A 15,146-nucleotide genomic window follows, 5' to 3' on the forward strand; every position below is an offset into this window, starting at 1 on the left:
CTGGGGCGGGGGCAAGTGACAATCCGAAGGTCGCCCCCGAGGCAGGAGACCGTGCGGCGTGGCATGCCGGGAGGGGCGGGGACAGGAGCGGAGTGTTCGCAGCTGGCGTCAAGAAAGATTTTTCAGCCTACACTACTTTCCTTGAAAAGAACGATCGTCCAAGCGCAGCGCGTTTTCGTTCCTTTTCAAGGCTCAATTAAAGGCTGAAAAATCTTTTAGCCAGCTGCGCCACGAAGCGTTGTCTCTGCCCTTCCCGGCCGCACTATCCCCGCCTCCATCCCCGATGTCATCCCCATCCATTGCCGAACGTAACTTCATCGCCAAAAACAAAGGAGGTATCTTTATGCGAAACATCATCACTCGTTCCTGCATCACCATGCTGATGCTCCTCCTGCTCGCGGTCCCGGCTCTTGCCGCGGGGCGGCAGCCGCAGCGCATTGCGCAGTTCCCGCTCGTCATCGAGAGCTGGCAGCAGCCGGACGCTTCGGTGCAGGACCAGCTGGAGACTAAGATTGACCGCGCGCTGCACGTGCCGCTCAATGACACGCTCAAGGCGGTCGAGTTCATCCCCGAGAAAGACTGTCTCGCGGCCTGGGATGAGGCGGAGGGACAGCTGACGGGCAAGGTCCGCATCAAGGACCTTGCCAAGCCGATTGCCGAGAAGCTCAATGCGGACCTCGTCGTCATCCCGGTCCTCGCCGAGTACGAGCAGTACACGACCATGAGCTGGTACTGGGACCGCGGCATGATCCTGCACAGCCACGCGGAAGTACAGCTCATCGTCTACGACCGCACGAAGGACAAGCTCGTCCACAAGAAGGCATCCGACTTCTTCGACGATGAGTACTCCTCGGCCGGCACGGCCTCGTATCTCGCCCTCAATTGCATGGAGCGTGTCGTCAACGATGCTAACCTGCACGGCTTCCTCTGGCCTTTGGACAGGAGTACGCCTGTCGCGGATGATGCGAAAAAAGTATCGACAAAGTCCTGATTTTTTCAGGTTTCTGGCTTGACAAGTTACAGAGTTACATCTATAATGTAAACATATTAATCAGATATGTTTAAGCTACGTTTGCCGATAGAAAGGGGCCGTTATTCATGAGTGAAGAGAGAAAGTACCATTTTGAGACACTGCAGCTGCATGTTGGTCAGGAGCAGGCTGATCCCGCTACGGACGCGCGCGCTGTGCCAATCTACCAGACGACGTCCTTCGTGTTCCACAACGCGCAGCACGCTGCTGACCGCTTCGCACTGAAGGATGCCGGCAACGTCTACGGCCGCCTGACGAACCCGACGGAGGATGTCTTCTCCAAGCGCATTGCCGCACTCGAAGGCGGCGTCGCTGCTGTTGCTGTCGCATCTGGTGCAGCTGCTGTCACGTACACGCTCGAGGCACTCGTCCATCACGGCCAGCACATCGTCGCAGCTACGACGATCTACGGCGGCACCTACAACCTCTTTGAGCACACGTTCCCGAACTACGGCATCGAGACGACGTTCGTCGATCCGACGAAGGGCGTCGAGGTCTTCGAGGAGGCCATCAAGGAGAATACGCGTGCCGTCTACATCGAGTCTGTCGGCAACCCGAACGCCAACCTCATCGACATCCAGGCTGTCGCCGATATCGCGCATAAGCACAAGATTCCGCTCGTCGTCGACAGCACGTTCGCAACGCCGTATCAGCTGCGCCCGTTCGAGTACGGCGCCGACATCGTCGTCCATTCGGCTACGAAGTTTATCGGCGGCCACGGCACGACGCTCGGCGGTGTCCTCGTCGATGGCGGCAAGTTTGACTGGATCGCTTCGGGCAAGTTCCCGCAGTTCGTTGACCCGAACCCGAGCTACCACGGCATCAGCTTTGCCAAGGATGTCGGCGCAGCGGCCTTCGCTACGTACGTCCGCACGCTGATCTTGCGCGATGAGGGCGCAACGCTCTCGCCGTTCAATGCGTTCCTGCTGCTGCAGGGCACGGAGACGCTGTCGCTGCGCGTCGAGCGCCATGTCGAGAACGCCCTCAAGGTCGTCGACTACCTCGCCAAGAACCCGCATGTCGATAAGGTCAACCATCCGTCCCTGCCGAACCATCCGGATCACGAGCTCTACAAGAAGTACTTCCCGAACGGCGGTATCTCCATCTTCACGTTCGAGATCAAGGGCGGCGCTGAGGCGGCCAAGAAGTTCATCGACCACCTCAAGGTCTTCAGCCTGCTGGCCAATGTCGCGGACGTCAAGTCGCTCGTCATCCATCCGGCTTCGACGACGCACTCCCAGATGAACGAGCAGGAACTCGCCGCTTCTGGCATCACGCCGTCGACGATTCGCCTGTCCATCGGCACGGAGCACATCGATGATATCATTTACGATCTCGATCAGGCCTTCAAGGCCCTTGACTGACCGTTTGATATACTTTTCTCTACCCAAAGGGGTCGCGGAATTTTTCCGCGGCCTCTCTTTTTTTGACAAAGCCTCGGCTTCGTGTCATCATAGGGGATGACGGTACGCACCATGGGGGTGCGACTGTACAAGGAGGAAAACAGAATGAACAACTACGAGAAGTACCGGCAGGTACGAAAAGAGGCGGCGGCCACGGGGCTGCTGCTCCTGATCCTGATCGCGGCCTGGATTGCTGCTGGCTTTGGGCTGGCAGATGTGCGGGTGGAATTCTTCCATCTGCCGCTCTGGGTATGGACGGCGACCATCGGCTTCTGGCTCTTTGCCATACTCGGCGTCAAGCTTCTGACGGCGACCGTGTTTGTGGACATGAGCCTGGAAGAGGATGAAGAGAATGCGGTCGATGCGGGAGAGGAGGCCTATCATGATAAATGAGGGGAATCTTTCTGCGCTACTGCCATTGCTTATCTTTATGGGATTCATGGTGGCCATCGGCTTCTGGGTACGCCGGCAGAACGCCGGCAAGAATTTCGTCCAGTCGTATTTTATCGGCAATCACGACCTCGGCGGCTTTGTGCTCGCGATGACGACAGTGGCGACCTACAGCTCGGTCAGCTCATTCGTCGGCGGGCCGGGCATGGCCTGGCAGATTGGCTTCGGCTGGGTCTACATGGCGGTCGTGCAGGTCACGGCCATCTTTCTCGTGCTCGGCATCTTCGGCAAGCGCGTGGCCATGCTCTCACGGCGCTTCGATGCGGTCACGGTCGTCGACATTATCCGTGAACGGTTCCAGTCGGACGGCCTCGCGGCGATGGCAGCCTTCATCATCGTGCTGTTCTTCTGCGGCACGATGACAGCACAGTTCGTCGGCGGCGCGAAACTCTTCGCGACGGTCACGGGCTACAGCTATGAGATGGGCCTCTTGCTCTTCGGCCTCGTCGTCGTGCTCTACACGAGCATCGGCGGCTTCCGCGCCGTGGCCATCACGGACACGTGCTGCGCCATCATGATGATGGTCGGCATCGCGCTCTTGCTCTACTACGTGCTCGAGGCGGGCGGCGGCTATGCGGCCATCATGGAGAACATCCATCTGAACCATCCGGAGATGCTCGAGCCGCTCTCGGGAGGCCACATGCCGGTTGGCCTCTACCTGACGCAGTGGATTCTCGTTGGCATCTGCACGATCGCGCTGCCGCAGTCGGTCGTGCGCGGCATCAGCTACAAGGACACGAAGAGCCTGCACAAGGCCATGCTGATTGGCACGGTCGTCGTCGGCTTCATGAACATCGGCGTCAACTTCACGGGCATCCTCGCGCACGGCGTGCTGACGGGGCCGCTTGAGAGCTACGGCGGCGTCGACTACATCATCCCGAAGACAATCGTCGCGGCGCTGCCGCCCGCACTCGTCGGCTTTGCCATCATCGGGCCGCTCGCCGCGTCGATCTCGACCATCTCGGGCCTCTTGATCGTCGCTTCGTCGGCCATCGTCAAGGATGTCTACCTGCACCATGCGCAGAAGCATGGCCGCACGGTCACGGGGCGTCAGCTGCGCCGCCTCTCGACGGCGGCGACGGCCGTCATCGGCGTCATCGTCTTCTGCATCGCGCTGACGCCGCCGAGCCTCATCTGGCTCATCAACATGTTCGCCTTTGGCGGCCTCGAGACGGCCTTCTTCTGGACGCTGCTCTTGGGCCTCTTCTGGCGCAGGGCGAACAAGCTCGGCGCTATCCTCTCGATGGGCGGTGGCACGATTGCCTACTGCCTGACGCAGGGGCTCGGCTTCAAGTTCATGGGGCTCCACCAGATCACGATCGGCATCACGGTCTCGCTCGCCTTCTTCCTGCTCGGCGCCTATCTCGGCAAGCCGCAGGAAGCGAAGGTGCTGCAGGTGTTCTTTCCCGAGAGCCATGACCCCAATCCAAAGGATTGGGGCATGGAGAAAGAGCCGTGTCCGCTTGGGGGGGGGCAAAAATACTTGACAAAGTGACAGGAATCCTGATGCAGTGTGGAGAATACTATAAACAGTATGTTATGGACAAAAGTTTGGAAAGAATAATCTGTATCCATAGATTTGATATTTGACAGGCAGGAAGGATCCTTGATGAAGCTCAAGCTGTTTTACTCGCTCAAGCGAAAGGTGCTGGCGGTGTGTCTGGCTGGTATGATCCTGATGGCTCTCTGTGTGGGAGGCATCAGCCTCTGGACCATCTCACACTTGACCTATGACTACGAAATCCAGAATATGAACCACATCGTCGACACGAAGGCGACAATCATCAACGATGAGCTGCTGCGCTCGGAGAATGTCGTGGACTATGCGGCAAACTCTGTCTCGCGCGAGATCAAGGACCCCGCGAAGCTCCGCGACCCGGAGTTCCAGCAGCGCATGGCGGAGTTCGTCGACAACGACTTCCAGAATGCCAAGACGGACCTCAACATCATCTGCTCGTACTATCTCTACTACCCGTCTGCGAACGTCTCGGCGCTCTGGAAGGCCTCGGATGACCGCGATGAGCATTTCTACGATGTCCTGGAGCGGCAGCGGGATGAGAACAGCCGCGTCATCCCGCGCCATGTGCTTTCATTTGCCTATCTGATGGATGAGGGGCAAGCGTCGTGGACGCAGCCGTACTACTCGACGTATCTCAAGCGCTACATCATCTCGTACCTGAGCCCTGTCTATAAGGACGGCGTCATGGTCGCGATCATCGGTGTCGACCTGGACTTCCAGGCCTTCATCGACCGGCTCTACGCCAAACCGTCCGAGGGAGAGGAGCACGGTATGATCATCTTGAGCGATGCCACGGGCACCGTGGAGTATTCGCCGAAGAAACCGCTCGGCGTGCCGCTCGTGGACAAGGACATCCATCTCAAGGATACGCCGAGCAAGGTCACGGAGGCAGGGCAGACGGATCGGACAATGCTCACGTACACCTGGGCGGGCGAGCCGAGCATCGCGGGCATCAAGACTCTGCGCAACGGCATGAACTTCATCGACCTGCGCCAGATCCCGCAGATCTACGACCGCACGCGCAAGGCGTTCATGCAGATGGGCTTTGGACTCATCGCGGTCTGCATTCTCGCGTCGCTCTTGCCGCTCTACATGATCAGCCGCCTGTCGGAGCGCTTGCAGCTCGTCATCGAGGCGGCCAAGGAAGTCGGCGAGGGCAACTACGATGTCAAGCTGCACGACACACAGCCCGATGACATTGGCGAGCTCAGCCGCAACTTCCAGGCGATGGCAGAGAAGGTCGCGGCCGCACAGGGCAATCTCACCTACATGTCCCAGCACGATGTGCTGACGGGCATCCTCAACCGCATGGGCCTCGACAAGGAGGTCGCGGACTGGCTCATGGCGCATCCTGCTTCGCATGGCGCGCTCGTCAGCCTCGACCTCGACGGCTTCAAGTTCATCAATGACCTGCACGGCCACATGGCGGGCGATGAGGCCCTGCGCACCCTGGCGCGGGATCTCGTCGAGAGCTTCGGCCACGACCAGATCATCGGACGCAACGGCGGCGACGAGTTCGTCGTCTTCATGAAGGACACGGAGCCGGAGCAGGCAGAGAAGGTCATCAAGGCGTTCTCCAGCAAGGTGAAGACCTTCACGTATGACGGCGAGACGCATGCTTTCTCGGTTTCCATCGGCTACACGCTCTATAAGGGCGACGGCACGTCGCTCTCGCGCCTCTTCCATCAGTCGGATACGGCGCTCTACGCGGTCAAGCTCCGCGGGCGCAATCATTACCGCGCCTACGAGCCCACGATGGAGAACCTCAACCGCACGTCGCTCGGCTTCAACCTCGAGACGATCACGAAGAACCTGCCGATAGCCTTGCTCGTCTCGGAGGCGAAGCCGGATGGCAAGATCCTGTTCGTCAACAAGACGATGGTCGAGATGCTCGAATGCCGCAATATCCGCGAGTTCATGGAGTTCACGCAGGAATACGCGCCGAATGTCGTCTGTACCTGCGACCGGGAGCGCATGACGAAAATGGTCTGGGAGCAGTCTGCCCGCGAGCCGGACCGTCCGCACTGCATGTCGTACAGCATCCACACGGCGAAAGGGCTCGACAAGCGGGTCTTCGCCATCTGGCGCATGGCGGACAATCCCAACTACGGCGAGGTCTTCTACGCGACGCTCATGGAGGCCAGCTTCCTGCGGGAGCTGACGTCTGACGATGGAGAGTGCAAAGCGTGAAGTTGAATCGATAAAAAAGTCCCGCTGCTGCGAGAAATCGCGGCAGCGGGACTTTTGCTTGTGTTTGTGTTGTTGTATCAGAGCAGTGCGAGCTCTGTGAGGAAGACGACGAGGCAGCAGGCGGAGGCGACTTTGAAGAGGCTCGCGCCGTACCAGGCGAGGCCGATGCCGAAGACGAGGGCCAGGGCGCCGCTCGCGGGCGTCTGCGTGGCCTCGGTGATGGCAGGGAAGGTCATGACGGCCAGCGTCACGTAGGGCACGTAAAAGAGGAAGGAGCGCAGAAATGGATTCTGGATCTGGCCGCGTATGAGCGTCAGCGGCACGATGCGTATCGCGAACGTCACGGCGCTCATGAGCAGCAGATAGATGTAGATGTCATGCTGCATGGCCGTCATCTCCTTCCTGCTGCTGGCAATGCTCGGGGACGGGGAAGAGGGCGGCGCCGACGCCCGCGATCAGGACGGTCAGGATGATCGTGCGCGTGCCGGCGGACAGCGCAGCAAGTCCCGGCAGTATGGAGGCGAGATAGCTCAGCGCAAAGCTCGCGAGCACGAGTGCGCCGACGATGCGGTTCTTGCGGGCCGGCGGGATGATGACCCAGAGGAACATGCCATAGAGCGCGACGGAGAGGGCGCTGACGACGGCGGGCGGCAGGATGTTGCCCGCGACGACGCCAAAGGCTGTGCCGAACGCCCAGCCCGGCAGCGCGAGCGCCATGGCCCCGTAGTTGTAGTAGGGATTGAGCGGACCCTTGCGCGCAATCGTGATGCCGAAGATCTCGTCGGTCACGTCGAAGCCGACGAAGATGCGGTGCCAGATGGAGGTGCCGGGCGGGAACTTCTGCGAGAGGGCACAGCTCATGAGCATGTAGCGTGCGTTGGCAACGAGTGTGATGAGGATGATCTCGAGGTAGGGCGCATCGGCCGCGATGACCGTGAAGCCCGCGTACTCGCCGGCCGATGCGTTGTTGAAGAAGCTGGCGAGAAAGCCCTGCAGCGGGTCGAGTCCCGCATTGCGGGCGGCGATGCCGAGCGTGAAGGAGACGACGAAGTAGCCGAGTGCGATCGGCATGCCGTCGTGGACACCCTCGAGGAAGACCTCGCGCGTGGACCGCGTGAGCTCTGGTTCAAATGATTCCGTCATATCCGTAGGAAGAACCCCTTTCTGAATGCGTATTACTTTTATTCTACTACGAAAATAAGGGAAAGCAAGAGACGAGAGCGCGGATTGTTTCTTGAAAAACGCTTGCATTTTCATGGAAAGCCTTTTGACTGTTTTTGTATCGATTGGAATGGTATCATCATGATGTAAGCAAAAGCTGACCGGTAGCAAAAGATAAATGGAAACAGTCCATTCCAATAGGAGGTCATCACATCATGAAAGTAAAAATCGGCATCGCTTGTGACGATATTGGTTTTGAACGCAAGGAAGAAGTCCGCCACTATCTCGAAGAAGTGAAGGGTATGGAAGTCGTTTACGATCCTGTCAAAGTTCCTGCTGATGGGCAGAATACCTTTGCTGTACTGGCTGACGATATGGCGACACGTATCCAAAAGGATGAATTCCGCCTGGGCATCTATATCTGTGGCACAGGCATCGGCTTTACTTGTCAGGCCAACAAGCATTGGGGCATCCGTGCGGTGGCTGTCAGCAATCCTTATACGGCGCAGCGAGCAAGACTCAGCAATAATGCGCAGATCATCGGCCTTGGCTGCCGTGTGCTCGGCATGGAGTACACGAAAATGGTCCTGGATGCCTGGCTCGACAATCCCTTTGACTTTGCCACGGCGCGCGAGAATTCCAAGAAGAATCTGCTCGAGGCGAAGAAGAACGATGACCTGCTCTTGAAAAAGCCGGATTACATTGCTTGGAATATGGGCTTTGAGGCAGAATGAGGAGGGTATCATGGAGATTATTACTCAGTTCATCAACGACCTCGGCAATTTCATCTTCATCCCGCTCATCTTCCTGATTCTCATGAAATTGCTCGGTCGCCCGCTCGCGGAGTGCATCCGCTCGGCCATGAAAGTCGGAATCGGCTTCATCGCGCTGACGATGACCATTGGCCTGATGCTCGATACGATGGCTCCGGCCATCAAGGGCATGGCCTCTCATATGGGAACGCAGCTCAATGCCATTGATGTCGGCGGTGCTGCTACGGCTGTCATGGGATTTGGATCCAGCCTCGGTGCCATCATCATCCCGCTCTGTGTCATCATCAATGTCGTCATGCTGATGCTGCGCTTGACCGACTGTGTTAATGTCGACGTCTTCAATTTGCACCAAAATGCCTCAATGGGCGCAATTGTCTATGCATTCTCGGGGAATTTCCTCTACGGCGTCCTGACGGCTGGACTCTTCCACGTCTGGGCGCTCATTGCGGCAGATCTCGGTGCGAAGAACAACAACCAGTTTTTCCACCTGCCGCCGGGTGTTTCCATCTCGCATCCAGTCGCCAATACCTACTTGATTTTTGCCTACCCCTTCCATTGGCTCTTCAGCCATATCCCGGGCCTGCGTGACTGGAATGTGACGACAGAGACCATCCAGAAGCGTTTCGGCGTGCTCGGCGATCCGACCATCGTCGGCTTCATCATGGGTGTCCTGCTCGGCTTCCTCGGCTATGGCTGGGATGACCCATATCACACGATCATCGCGAGCCTGCGCCTTGGCATGTATCTCGCAGCGGTCATGCTGCTGCTGCCGAAGATGACTTCCATCATGATGGAAGGCCTTGTACCGCTCTCGAATGCGGCGCGCAAGATGCTCGTCAAGCGCTTTCCGAACCGTAACATCACGGTGGGCATGGATACAGCCTTGATCATCGGCCATCCTTCTGTCATCGCGCCAGCTCTGCTCCTGATCCCGACCATCGTCGTCATCGCGATGTTCCTGCCGGGCAACACAGTCATGCCGCTCGGCGACCTGTCACAGTTCGTCTTTTTCATCGCCTGCATGGTGCCGGTCTTCCGCGGCAACATCATCCACACCTGGCTGGCCAGTGCCATCTGCTTTGGCGGCGGTCTCTGGATTGCCTCTTGGATGGCTGCACCGACGACCGAAGTCTTCCTGAAATTCGGTGCTGGCGGCAAGGAGGGTGTCATTTACTCTTCCCTGAATCCATCGGCGAATCCATTCACGGGACTGTTTGCGGCGGCCTCTGAAGTCGGTATCCTTGCGTATCTCGCCATTGCTGTGGTGCTCGTCGCCGTCGGCTATCTGCTCAAGAAGCATCAGCGCCAGGCGATAGCTGCTGAACATCAGGAAGTGAAATGACCATTTTCATCATTTGGAAGCATCAAATCAGTTAGGACTTGAAAGTTGAAAAAATTGGAAGGAGAAATTCAAAATGAAACGTGTACTCGTAGTCTGCGGCAACGGCATTGCCTCTTCGTCCATCATGGTCTCGGTCCTCAGCGACCATCTCTCGGAAATCGGCCTGGAAGCTCAGATTGATAAAGCATCCTTGATCGATCTCAGTGGTGCGGCTGGTGCAGCGCGCATCAACAGCTATGACCTGCTGCTGTCCTCTACTGTTATCGATAATCCAGACGTGACAATCCCAGTCATCGTCGGCATCGGCCTCTTGACGGGCATCGGTGAAGAAGACGTCCTGGCGGATGTCGACAAGGTCCTCAAAGCGTGAATTCGGATAGGAGAATGGTCATGAAGGTTTATTTTACAGAAGCGAATCCGGAGACGGATGTCGATGCAATCTATGCGGCAGGCAACGTCCTGAAGGAGCATCAATGTGTAGATGAGCGCTTCATCCATGCCTGCTTGAAGCGAGAGACGAAATATCCGACGGGATTGGCGCTCGGAGGTGGCAAGGCAATCGCGATGCCGCACGGCGGAGCCGATTTTGTCCAGCAGGACAGCGTGAGCGTGCTGCGCACGAAGGCCCCCATCGCCTTTGGTCGCATGGAGGATGCGACACAGACCGTCCCCGTACAGCTTGTCTTCAATCTGGCGATATCGAGCGGCAAGAATCACCTCGTGATGCTGCGCCGCCTCATGCAACTGTTCCAGGATGAGAACTTCCTGAACGAATGCATGACGCTTTGCCCTGAGAAGGCTGCTGTATATGTGGGCAAATGCCTAGAGGAGGCACAGGATGACTGAGATTCTTTCGGTGGTTGAGGAAATCCAGCGTTCTGCGGCAAAGGTCCCGGAAGATAAGATCACGTCTCTCATCCAGCTGCTCCAGACGCATCCCCGTATCTTTGTTTGTGGCACAGGACGCTCTGGACTGATGCTCAAGACATTTGCCATGCGCCTCATGCAGCTTGGCTTCACGTCCTTTGTGGTCGGCGAGACGACGACGCCTTCTGTGCAGAAGGGGGACCTCCTGCTCGTAGCCTCGGCTTCCGGTGAGACGGGCAGCGTTGTTCAAGCGGCAGAGAAGGCCAGGGCTACTGGCGTCACTGTCATCTCGCTGACGGCTTCTGAAAAGAGCAGCTTGTCTGCCATCGTACCGCCTTTTCTGCTACTCGATGCAGGGACGAAGTTCGCCCATTCTGAGGCGAGTGTTCAGCCGCTCGGTAGTCTGTTTGAACAGATGCTGCTGGTATATTTTGACGCTGTGGTGCTCCGGATGAGCCGAGACTCTGGTGGTGATGGCGAGATGGCAAGACGTCACGCCAGCCTGGAATGAAATTGAATCTGGAATGAAGACAATCCCCTCCACGCTGTGCGGAGGGGATTGCTGCCTTGGGGCATCAGGGCTCGAGCAGGTATTCGTGCTGAAGGATACGAGTATAGGCGTCCTGTGCGGTCGCTGCGGCAAGGATGTCCTTGCGGAAGGCCGCATTCTTCATGAGGCTTATCAAGTTGAACATTGCTTTGAGATGGGTGTTGGTATCGATGGGGCTCAGGACACAGAGAAAGGAAACAGGATCGAACTTAGGGTGCCCAAAGGAGACCGGCTCCTTGAGTCTGGTGAATTGCATGGCGAGGCGCTTGCTTCCGGCGCCAGGCGTGGCATGGGGCAGGGCAAAGTTTGGGGCCATGACAATGTAAGGACCGAATTGCTCGACGGTCTGGATCATCGCCCGGATGTAGGTGTCCTCGATGTTCCTGTCGCGAAGCAGTAAGGCGGAGCCGACTTCAATGGCTTCGCGCCAATTGTGCGCCTCAGCATCGAGCAGGATATGGGCTGCGGGGAGCAGATGATGGAGTTCTGGCAGGAAGACGGCCTGTTCACCGCCATTGGCTTCCAGGAAGTGGCGTCGGATTGCGCGATGCATGCGCTGCAGCATGGGCGCAGATGTTTCTTCTGGCAGCATCTCTTCCGCGATAGGCGAGATGATCTGCATGATTGCTTCGGCGTTTATGTCCCTTTCGGGCGTGTTGCGTGGCGGTACATGGTGGTGCAGGCGCAGTTCGTCAATCTTCTCACCGAGACGGACGTAATCTTCATCGGTCAGGATCGGGGAGACGACGATGGAGGGGAGTGGGCATCTGTCAAGCGGCGTTGTGGCGATGACGAGATCGGCAGATGCATCTTCCATCGCCTTGCGGTCATGGGCGGCAACAACATCGACAATGTGGAAATTGAAGTGTTCGTGAAGCTTGGCCATCAGAAGCTTGGATGTACCTAGACCGGCGTGACAGGCGACGACAATGCGGAACGCCATGTAGTCATTGCGGACGCGCTCGAGCGCTGCACAGACATGAACGGTGATGTAATCTAGCTCAATCCTGGTCAAGGGACGGTGAGAGAAACTTTCGAAAAGCGGAGCATGGCGTTGTACAGATTGAAATGCTTTGGGATGTCGGGAGGCGATGTCTTCGACGGTATGGAGCGCTGATTCACTTTCTGTGCCTGCTTGACTCAGTGTCGATATCAGATGGCTGGAGAGGTTATCGAAGAATTCGAAATCAGAATTCAAGGATGGCGTGAGCTCTGATGAGATGGCTTCAATGAACTGGCGCGTCAGCAGTTGGAGACGCAAGGAATCTTTTTCGCTTCGTGTACCGCGGGAAAATCGCTGGCGGGCGAGAAAGGAAGCGAAAGCCTGCTGCTCGTTTCGGGTGACGGTCAAATGGCAGTACTGGCTCACGTATTTCATGATTTCCTGGGACAATTCCAGATAATTGGGTGAGGGATTCTCGTCGGTCGGAGCTTCGATATAAGCACCGCAGTGGCAGCGGTTGACGCAGATCAGGAGGTAGTGCACGGTGCGGGTAAAAGCGGCTTCGGACAACGTGCGATTGTGGACATGCTCCTGCTCATTGACAATCTTGCACAGGATGTGCTCGAGTGAGGTATTGTCGTGCTGTTCAAGATGGCCGCCTGTGATAAAAGATGCATTGATGAGCTTATGCGCGAGCAGGAACTGGCGCTTGTCAGACTCGCTGCCCTCTATAGTTAGGCCTTTGTTGGGCTGAGAATGCAGCAGGAGTCCGTCAGCTTCGATGATGGAGCGGATTGCATCGAGATCATTGATGATGGTCACGCGGCTCACGTAGAGGTAATCGGCAATCTGTTGCAGTGTGACATATCCAGTAGAGTTTACTAGCAGAGATGCGGCAATGGCACGGCGTTCTTTGGCACTGAGATGGTAATGGTAATAATCGTCGGTGGCCTTTTTGCGAAGTTCTGCCAGAGGAAAACCATCGGGGACAGTGACCTGCCCCGTGCGATTGAGCAGATTGACCTTGCCGACACCTTCACATTGGCTCAGGGCCTCGATTTCCGCAAGATAGTTGCGCACGCTGCGCTCTGAGACATGGTTGCGGGAGGCGAGATCGGCCAGTGTCAGAGGACCTTTGGGGGTGATGAGCTCATCGAGGATGGCCAGTACGCGCTTATTCATGTGAGGAATCGCTCCTTCCGGTATTTTTTCGTTCATTACATTGGTTCTAGTATACCATGTGCCGCTATTTTTGCGATAAAAAGAGCCTTTCCGGGAGGAAAGGCTCTTTCGGGATGGATCAATTCCTGTTGATGCGCTTTGCATCTTTATGGCGGTTCATATACTTGTTCGTCTCGGCGACGATGACGCCCGAGAGCGCAATCAGCGCGATGAGGTTCGGGATGGCCATGAGTCCGTTGACGATATCGGCGAGAATCCAGATGGCTTCGAGTTTGAGGAAGGCACCGGAGGCGATCAGCGCGATGAAGATCAGGCGATAGGGAAGCACACCCTTGTTGCCGAAGAGGTAGATGCAGGCGCGCTCGCCGTAGTAGTTCCAGCCGAGGATCGTCGTGAAGGCGAAGAGCACGAGCGCGATCGTCAGCAGCTGGCTGCCGAAGAAGCCATAGGCACTGGCGAAGGCAGCGCTCGTCATCGCGGCACCGGCGGTGTCACCCTGCCAGACGCCCGTGAGCACGAGTGCGAGGCCCGTCATGGAGCAGATGATGATCGTGTCGATGAAGGTACCCGTCATCGAGATCAGACCCTGCTCAGCTGGCCACTTCGTCTTGGCGGCAGCGGCGGCAATCGGCGCGGAGCCAAGGCCGGACTCGTTGGAGAAGACGCCGCGCGCGACGCCGTTCTGCATGGCCATCATGACTGTGGAGCCGGCGAAGCCGCCGGCGGCTGCGGCACCCGTGAAGGCGTCGCTGATGATCATGGCGATGGCGGCCGGGACCTGGTCGAGGTTGAGGATGATCAGACCGAGGCTGATGGCGACGTAGGTCAGAGCCATGAACGGCACGATGCCCGAGGCGACTTTGGCGATGCTCTGCAAGCCGCCGAGCGTGATGGCGGCGATGAAGACGGTCAGGATGACGTCCGTGGCGAGTTTCGGGAAGCCGAAGGCAATCTGCATGCTGTCGACGATGGCGTTGACCTGCGGGAAGGTGCCGATGCCGAAGTAGGCGACGCCAATGCAGGCGAGCGCGAAGAACGTCGCGAGCGGCTTCCACTTCTCGCCCATGCCGTTGCGGATGTAGAACATCGGGCCGCCGGCAATCTCGCCCTTCTCGTCGATGGAGCGGAATTTGACGGCCAGGAGGCCTTCCGAATACTTCGTAGCCATGCCGAAGAAGGCAGCGACCCACATCCAGAAGATGGCGCCGGGGCCGCCGACCTTGACGGCCGTGGCGACGCCGACGATGTTGCCCGTGCCGACCGTGGCGGCGAGGGCGACGCAGAGAGCCTTGAAGCTCGAGACGTCACCGCGGCCGTTGTTCTGAGCCTTGAAGATCAGCTTGAGCGCCTTCGGCAGGCGGAAGACCTGCAGGAGCTTCAGGCGGATGGTCAGGTAGATACCCGTGCCGACGAGCAGCGTGATGAGCGGCGGGCCCCACATGAAGGAGTCGATGGCATTGAGTATAGGGATGAATGATTCCATGATAGCCTCCTAGTGTCCATTTGTTCTTTTTGTCCTTGATAGATGTACACATGTATGTGATAGGTTCTATAATACCATAGAAAAGGACATTTGTCTCGCGTTTTCGCGAAAAAATACATAGAACGAGGAAAAAATTTAAACGAATTGCATACTGTGTGATTTTGGATAGCATTTTGTCGCAATTGTGACAGCGGCAGCTGTGCCTGTTTCCTATAATAAAGTCGAAAGGAAAAAGAAAAGATGTTGCAGCAAA

Annotated in this window: 14 protein-coding genes; 10 read left to right on the forward strand and 4 right to left on the reverse strand. The window is 57.4% G+C overall.

Annotated elements, in window-relative coordinates; all coding sequences use genetic code 11:
* Positions 1-343: 343 nt before the first annotated feature.
* The 5 genes from MITSMUL_RS05505 to MITSMUL_RS05525 all read left to right on the forward strand — a co-directional run bounded on the left by MITSMUL_RS05505 (position 344) and on the right by MITSMUL_RS05525 (position 6,592).
* A complete protein-coding gene (locus MITSMUL_RS05505; protein ID WP_147653109.1) occupies positions 344-991 on the forward strand; it encodes a hypothetical protein in 648 nt (215 codons plus the stop codon).
* A 107-nt stretch (positions 992-1,098) separates the two neighbouring features.
* Positions 1,099-2,394 carry an O-acetylhomoserine aminocarboxypropyltransferase/cysteine synthase family protein gene (locus MITSMUL_RS05510; RefSeq protein ID WP_005840735.1) on the forward strand — a complete coding sequence of 432 codons (1,296 nt, stop codon included), beginning with the start codon at positions 1,099-1,101 and terminating at the stop codon, positions 2,392-2,394.
* Between the two features lie 144 nt (positions 2,395-2,538).
* Positions 2,539-2,826, forward strand: coding sequence for a DUF997 family protein (locus tag MITSMUL_RS05515; RefSeq protein ID WP_040635565.1), 288 nt, complete (start codon positions 2,539-2,541; stop codon positions 2,824-2,826).
* Positions 2,816-4,378, forward strand: coding sequence for a sodium/pantothenate symporter (gene panF / locus MITSMUL_RS05520; RefSeq protein WP_005840739.1), 1,563 nt, complete (start codon positions 2,816-2,818; stop codon positions 4,376-4,378). The genes MITSMUL_RS05515 and panF overlap by 11 nt, the downstream gene beginning before the upstream one ends.
* Before the next feature lie 114 nt (positions 4,379-4,492).
* Entirely contained in the window at positions 4,493-6,592 is a 2,100-nt protein-coding gene (locus MITSMUL_RS05525) for a sensor domain-containing diguanylate cyclase (protein WP_005840741.1), read from the forward strand.
* A 77-nt stretch (positions 6,593-6,669) separates the two neighbouring features.
* On the opposite strand, the gene MITSMUL_RS05530 is transcribed toward MITSMUL_RS05525, so the two are convergent.
* Both MITSMUL_RS05530 and MITSMUL_RS05535 read right to left on the reverse strand, forming a co-directional pair.
* A complete protein-coding gene (locus tag MITSMUL_RS05530; protein ID WP_040635567.1) occupies positions 6,670-6,978 on the reverse strand; it encodes an AzlD domain-containing protein in 309 nt (102 codons plus the stop codon).
* Positions 6,968-7,735 carry an AzlC family ABC transporter permease gene (locus tag MITSMUL_RS05535; RefSeq protein ID WP_040635569.1) on the reverse strand — a complete coding sequence of 256 codons (768 nt, stop codon included), beginning with the start codon at positions 7,733-7,735 and terminating at the stop codon, positions 6,968-6,970. The genes MITSMUL_RS05530 and MITSMUL_RS05535 overlap by 11 nt, the downstream gene beginning before the upstream one ends.
* 233 nt (positions 7,736-7,968) lie before the next feature.
* On the opposite strand from MITSMUL_RS05535, the gene MITSMUL_RS05540 reads away from it, so the two are divergent.
* The 5 genes from MITSMUL_RS05540 (at position 7,969) to hxlB (ending at position 11,246) form a co-directional block, all read left to right on the forward strand.
* Positions 7,969-8,487, forward strand: coding sequence for an RpiB/LacA/LacB family sugar-phosphate isomerase (locus MITSMUL_RS05540; RefSeq protein ID WP_005840747.1), 519 nt, complete (start codon positions 7,969-7,971; stop codon positions 8,485-8,487).
* Positions 8,488-8,497: 10 nt separating this feature from the next.
* The gene (locus tag MITSMUL_RS05545; protein WP_040635572.1) at positions 8,498-9,868 is read left to right on the forward strand and encodes a PTS galactitol transporter subunit IIC; all 1,371 of its coding nucleotides are present in this window, start codon (positions 8,498-8,500) and stop codon (positions 9,866-9,868) included.
* A 73-nt stretch (positions 9,869-9,941) separates the two neighbouring features.
* On the forward strand, positions 9,942-10,238 hold the full coding sequence (locus MITSMUL_RS05550; protein WP_005840752.1) for a PTS sugar transporter subunit IIB: 297 nt from the start codon (positions 9,942-9,944) through the stop codon (positions 10,236-10,238).
* 20 nt (positions 10,239-10,258) lie between these two features.
* Positions 10,259-10,714, forward strand: coding sequence for a PTS sugar transporter subunit IIA (locus MITSMUL_RS05555; RefSeq protein WP_040635573.1), 456 nt, complete (start codon positions 10,259-10,261; stop codon positions 10,712-10,714).
* Entirely contained in the window at positions 10,707-11,246 is a 540-nt protein-coding gene (hxlB, locus tag MITSMUL_RS05560) for a 6-phospho-3-hexuloisomerase (RefSeq protein WP_005840756.1), read from the forward strand. The genes MITSMUL_RS05555 and hxlB overlap by 8 nt, the downstream gene beginning before the upstream one ends.
* A 64-nt stretch (positions 11,247-11,310) precedes the next feature.
* Here the strand turns inward: hxlB and MITSMUL_RS05565 are convergent, their stop codons facing one another.
* Positions 11,311-13,410 carry a BglG family transcription antiterminator gene (locus tag MITSMUL_RS05565; RefSeq protein ID WP_040635575.1) on the reverse strand — a complete coding sequence of 700 codons (2,100 nt, stop codon included), beginning with the start codon at positions 13,408-13,410 and terminating at the stop codon, positions 11,311-11,313.
* A gap of 118 nt (positions 13,411-13,528) precedes the next feature.
* Positions 13,529-14,893, reverse strand: a complete 1,365-nt coding sequence (locus MITSMUL_RS05570; protein ID WP_005840760.1) for an alanine/glycine:cation symporter family protein — start codon at positions 14,891-14,893, stop codon at positions 13,529-13,531.
* Between the last annotated feature and the right edge of the window lie 253 nt (positions 14,894-15,146).

The organism is Mitsuokella multacida DSM 20544, from assembly GCF_000155955.1.
Classification (GTDB): Bacteria; Bacillota; Negativicutes; order Selenomonadales; family Selenomonadaceae; genus Mitsuokella; species Mitsuokella multacida.

What these genes read in the sequence shown, in the direction of transcription:
- MITSMUL_RS05525 (WP_005840741.1), top strand. Translation starts at nt 4,493, where the DNA reads ATGAAGCTCAAGCTGTTTTACTCGCTCAAGCGAAAGGTGCTGGCGGTG.
- MITSMUL_RS05545 (WP_040635572.1), top strand. Translation starts at nt 8,498, where the DNA reads ATGGAGATTATTACTCAGTTCATCAACGACCTCGGCAATTTCATCTTC.
- MITSMUL_RS05530 (WP_040635567.1), bottom strand. Translation starts at nt 6,978, where the DNA reads ATGCAGCATGACATCTACATCTATCTGCTGCTCATGAGCGCCGTGACG.
- MITSMUL_RS05550 (WP_005840752.1), top strand. Translation starts at nt 9,942, where the DNA reads ATGAAACGTGTACTCGTAGTCTGCGGCAACGGCATTGCCTCTTCGTCC.
- MITSMUL_RS05570 (WP_005840760.1), bottom strand. Translation starts at nt 14,893, where the DNA reads ATGGAATCATTCATCCCTATACTCAATGCCATCGACTCCTTCATGTGG.
- MITSMUL_RS05555 (WP_040635573.1), top strand. Translation starts at nt 10,259, where the DNA reads ATGAAGGTTTATTTTACAGAAGCGAATCCGGAGACGGATGTCGATGCA.
- MITSMUL_RS05515 (WP_040635565.1), top strand. Translation starts at nt 2,539, where the DNA reads ATGAACAACTACGAGAAGTACCGGCAGGTACGAAAAGAGGCGGCGGCC.
- MITSMUL_RS05505 (WP_147653109.1), top strand. Translation starts at nt 344, where the DNA reads ATGCGAAACATCATCACTCGTTCCTGCATCACCATGCTGATGCTCCTC.
- MITSMUL_RS05540 (WP_005840747.1), top strand. Translation starts at nt 7,969, where the DNA reads ATGAAAGTAAAAATCGGCATCGCTTGTGACGATATTGGTTTTGAACGC.
- panF (WP_005840739.1), top strand. Translation starts at nt 2,816, where the DNA reads ATGATAAATGAGGGGAATCTTTCTGCGCTACTGCCATTGCTTATCTTT.
- MITSMUL_RS05535 (WP_040635569.1), bottom strand. Translation starts at nt 7,735, where the DNA reads ATGACGGAATCATTTGAACCAGAGCTCACGCGGTCCACGCGCGAGGTC.
- hxlB (WP_005840756.1), top strand. Translation starts at nt 10,707, where the DNA reads ATGACTGAGATTCTTTCGGTGGTTGAGGAAATCCAGCGTTCTGCGGCA.
- MITSMUL_RS05565 (WP_040635575.1), bottom strand. Translation starts at nt 13,410, where the DNA reads ATGAATAAGCGCGTACTGGCCATCCTCGATGAGCTCATCACCCCCAAA.
- MITSMUL_RS05510 (WP_005840735.1), top strand. Translation starts at nt 1,099, where the DNA reads ATGAGTGAAGAGAGAAAGTACCATTTTGAGACACTGCAGCTGCATGTT.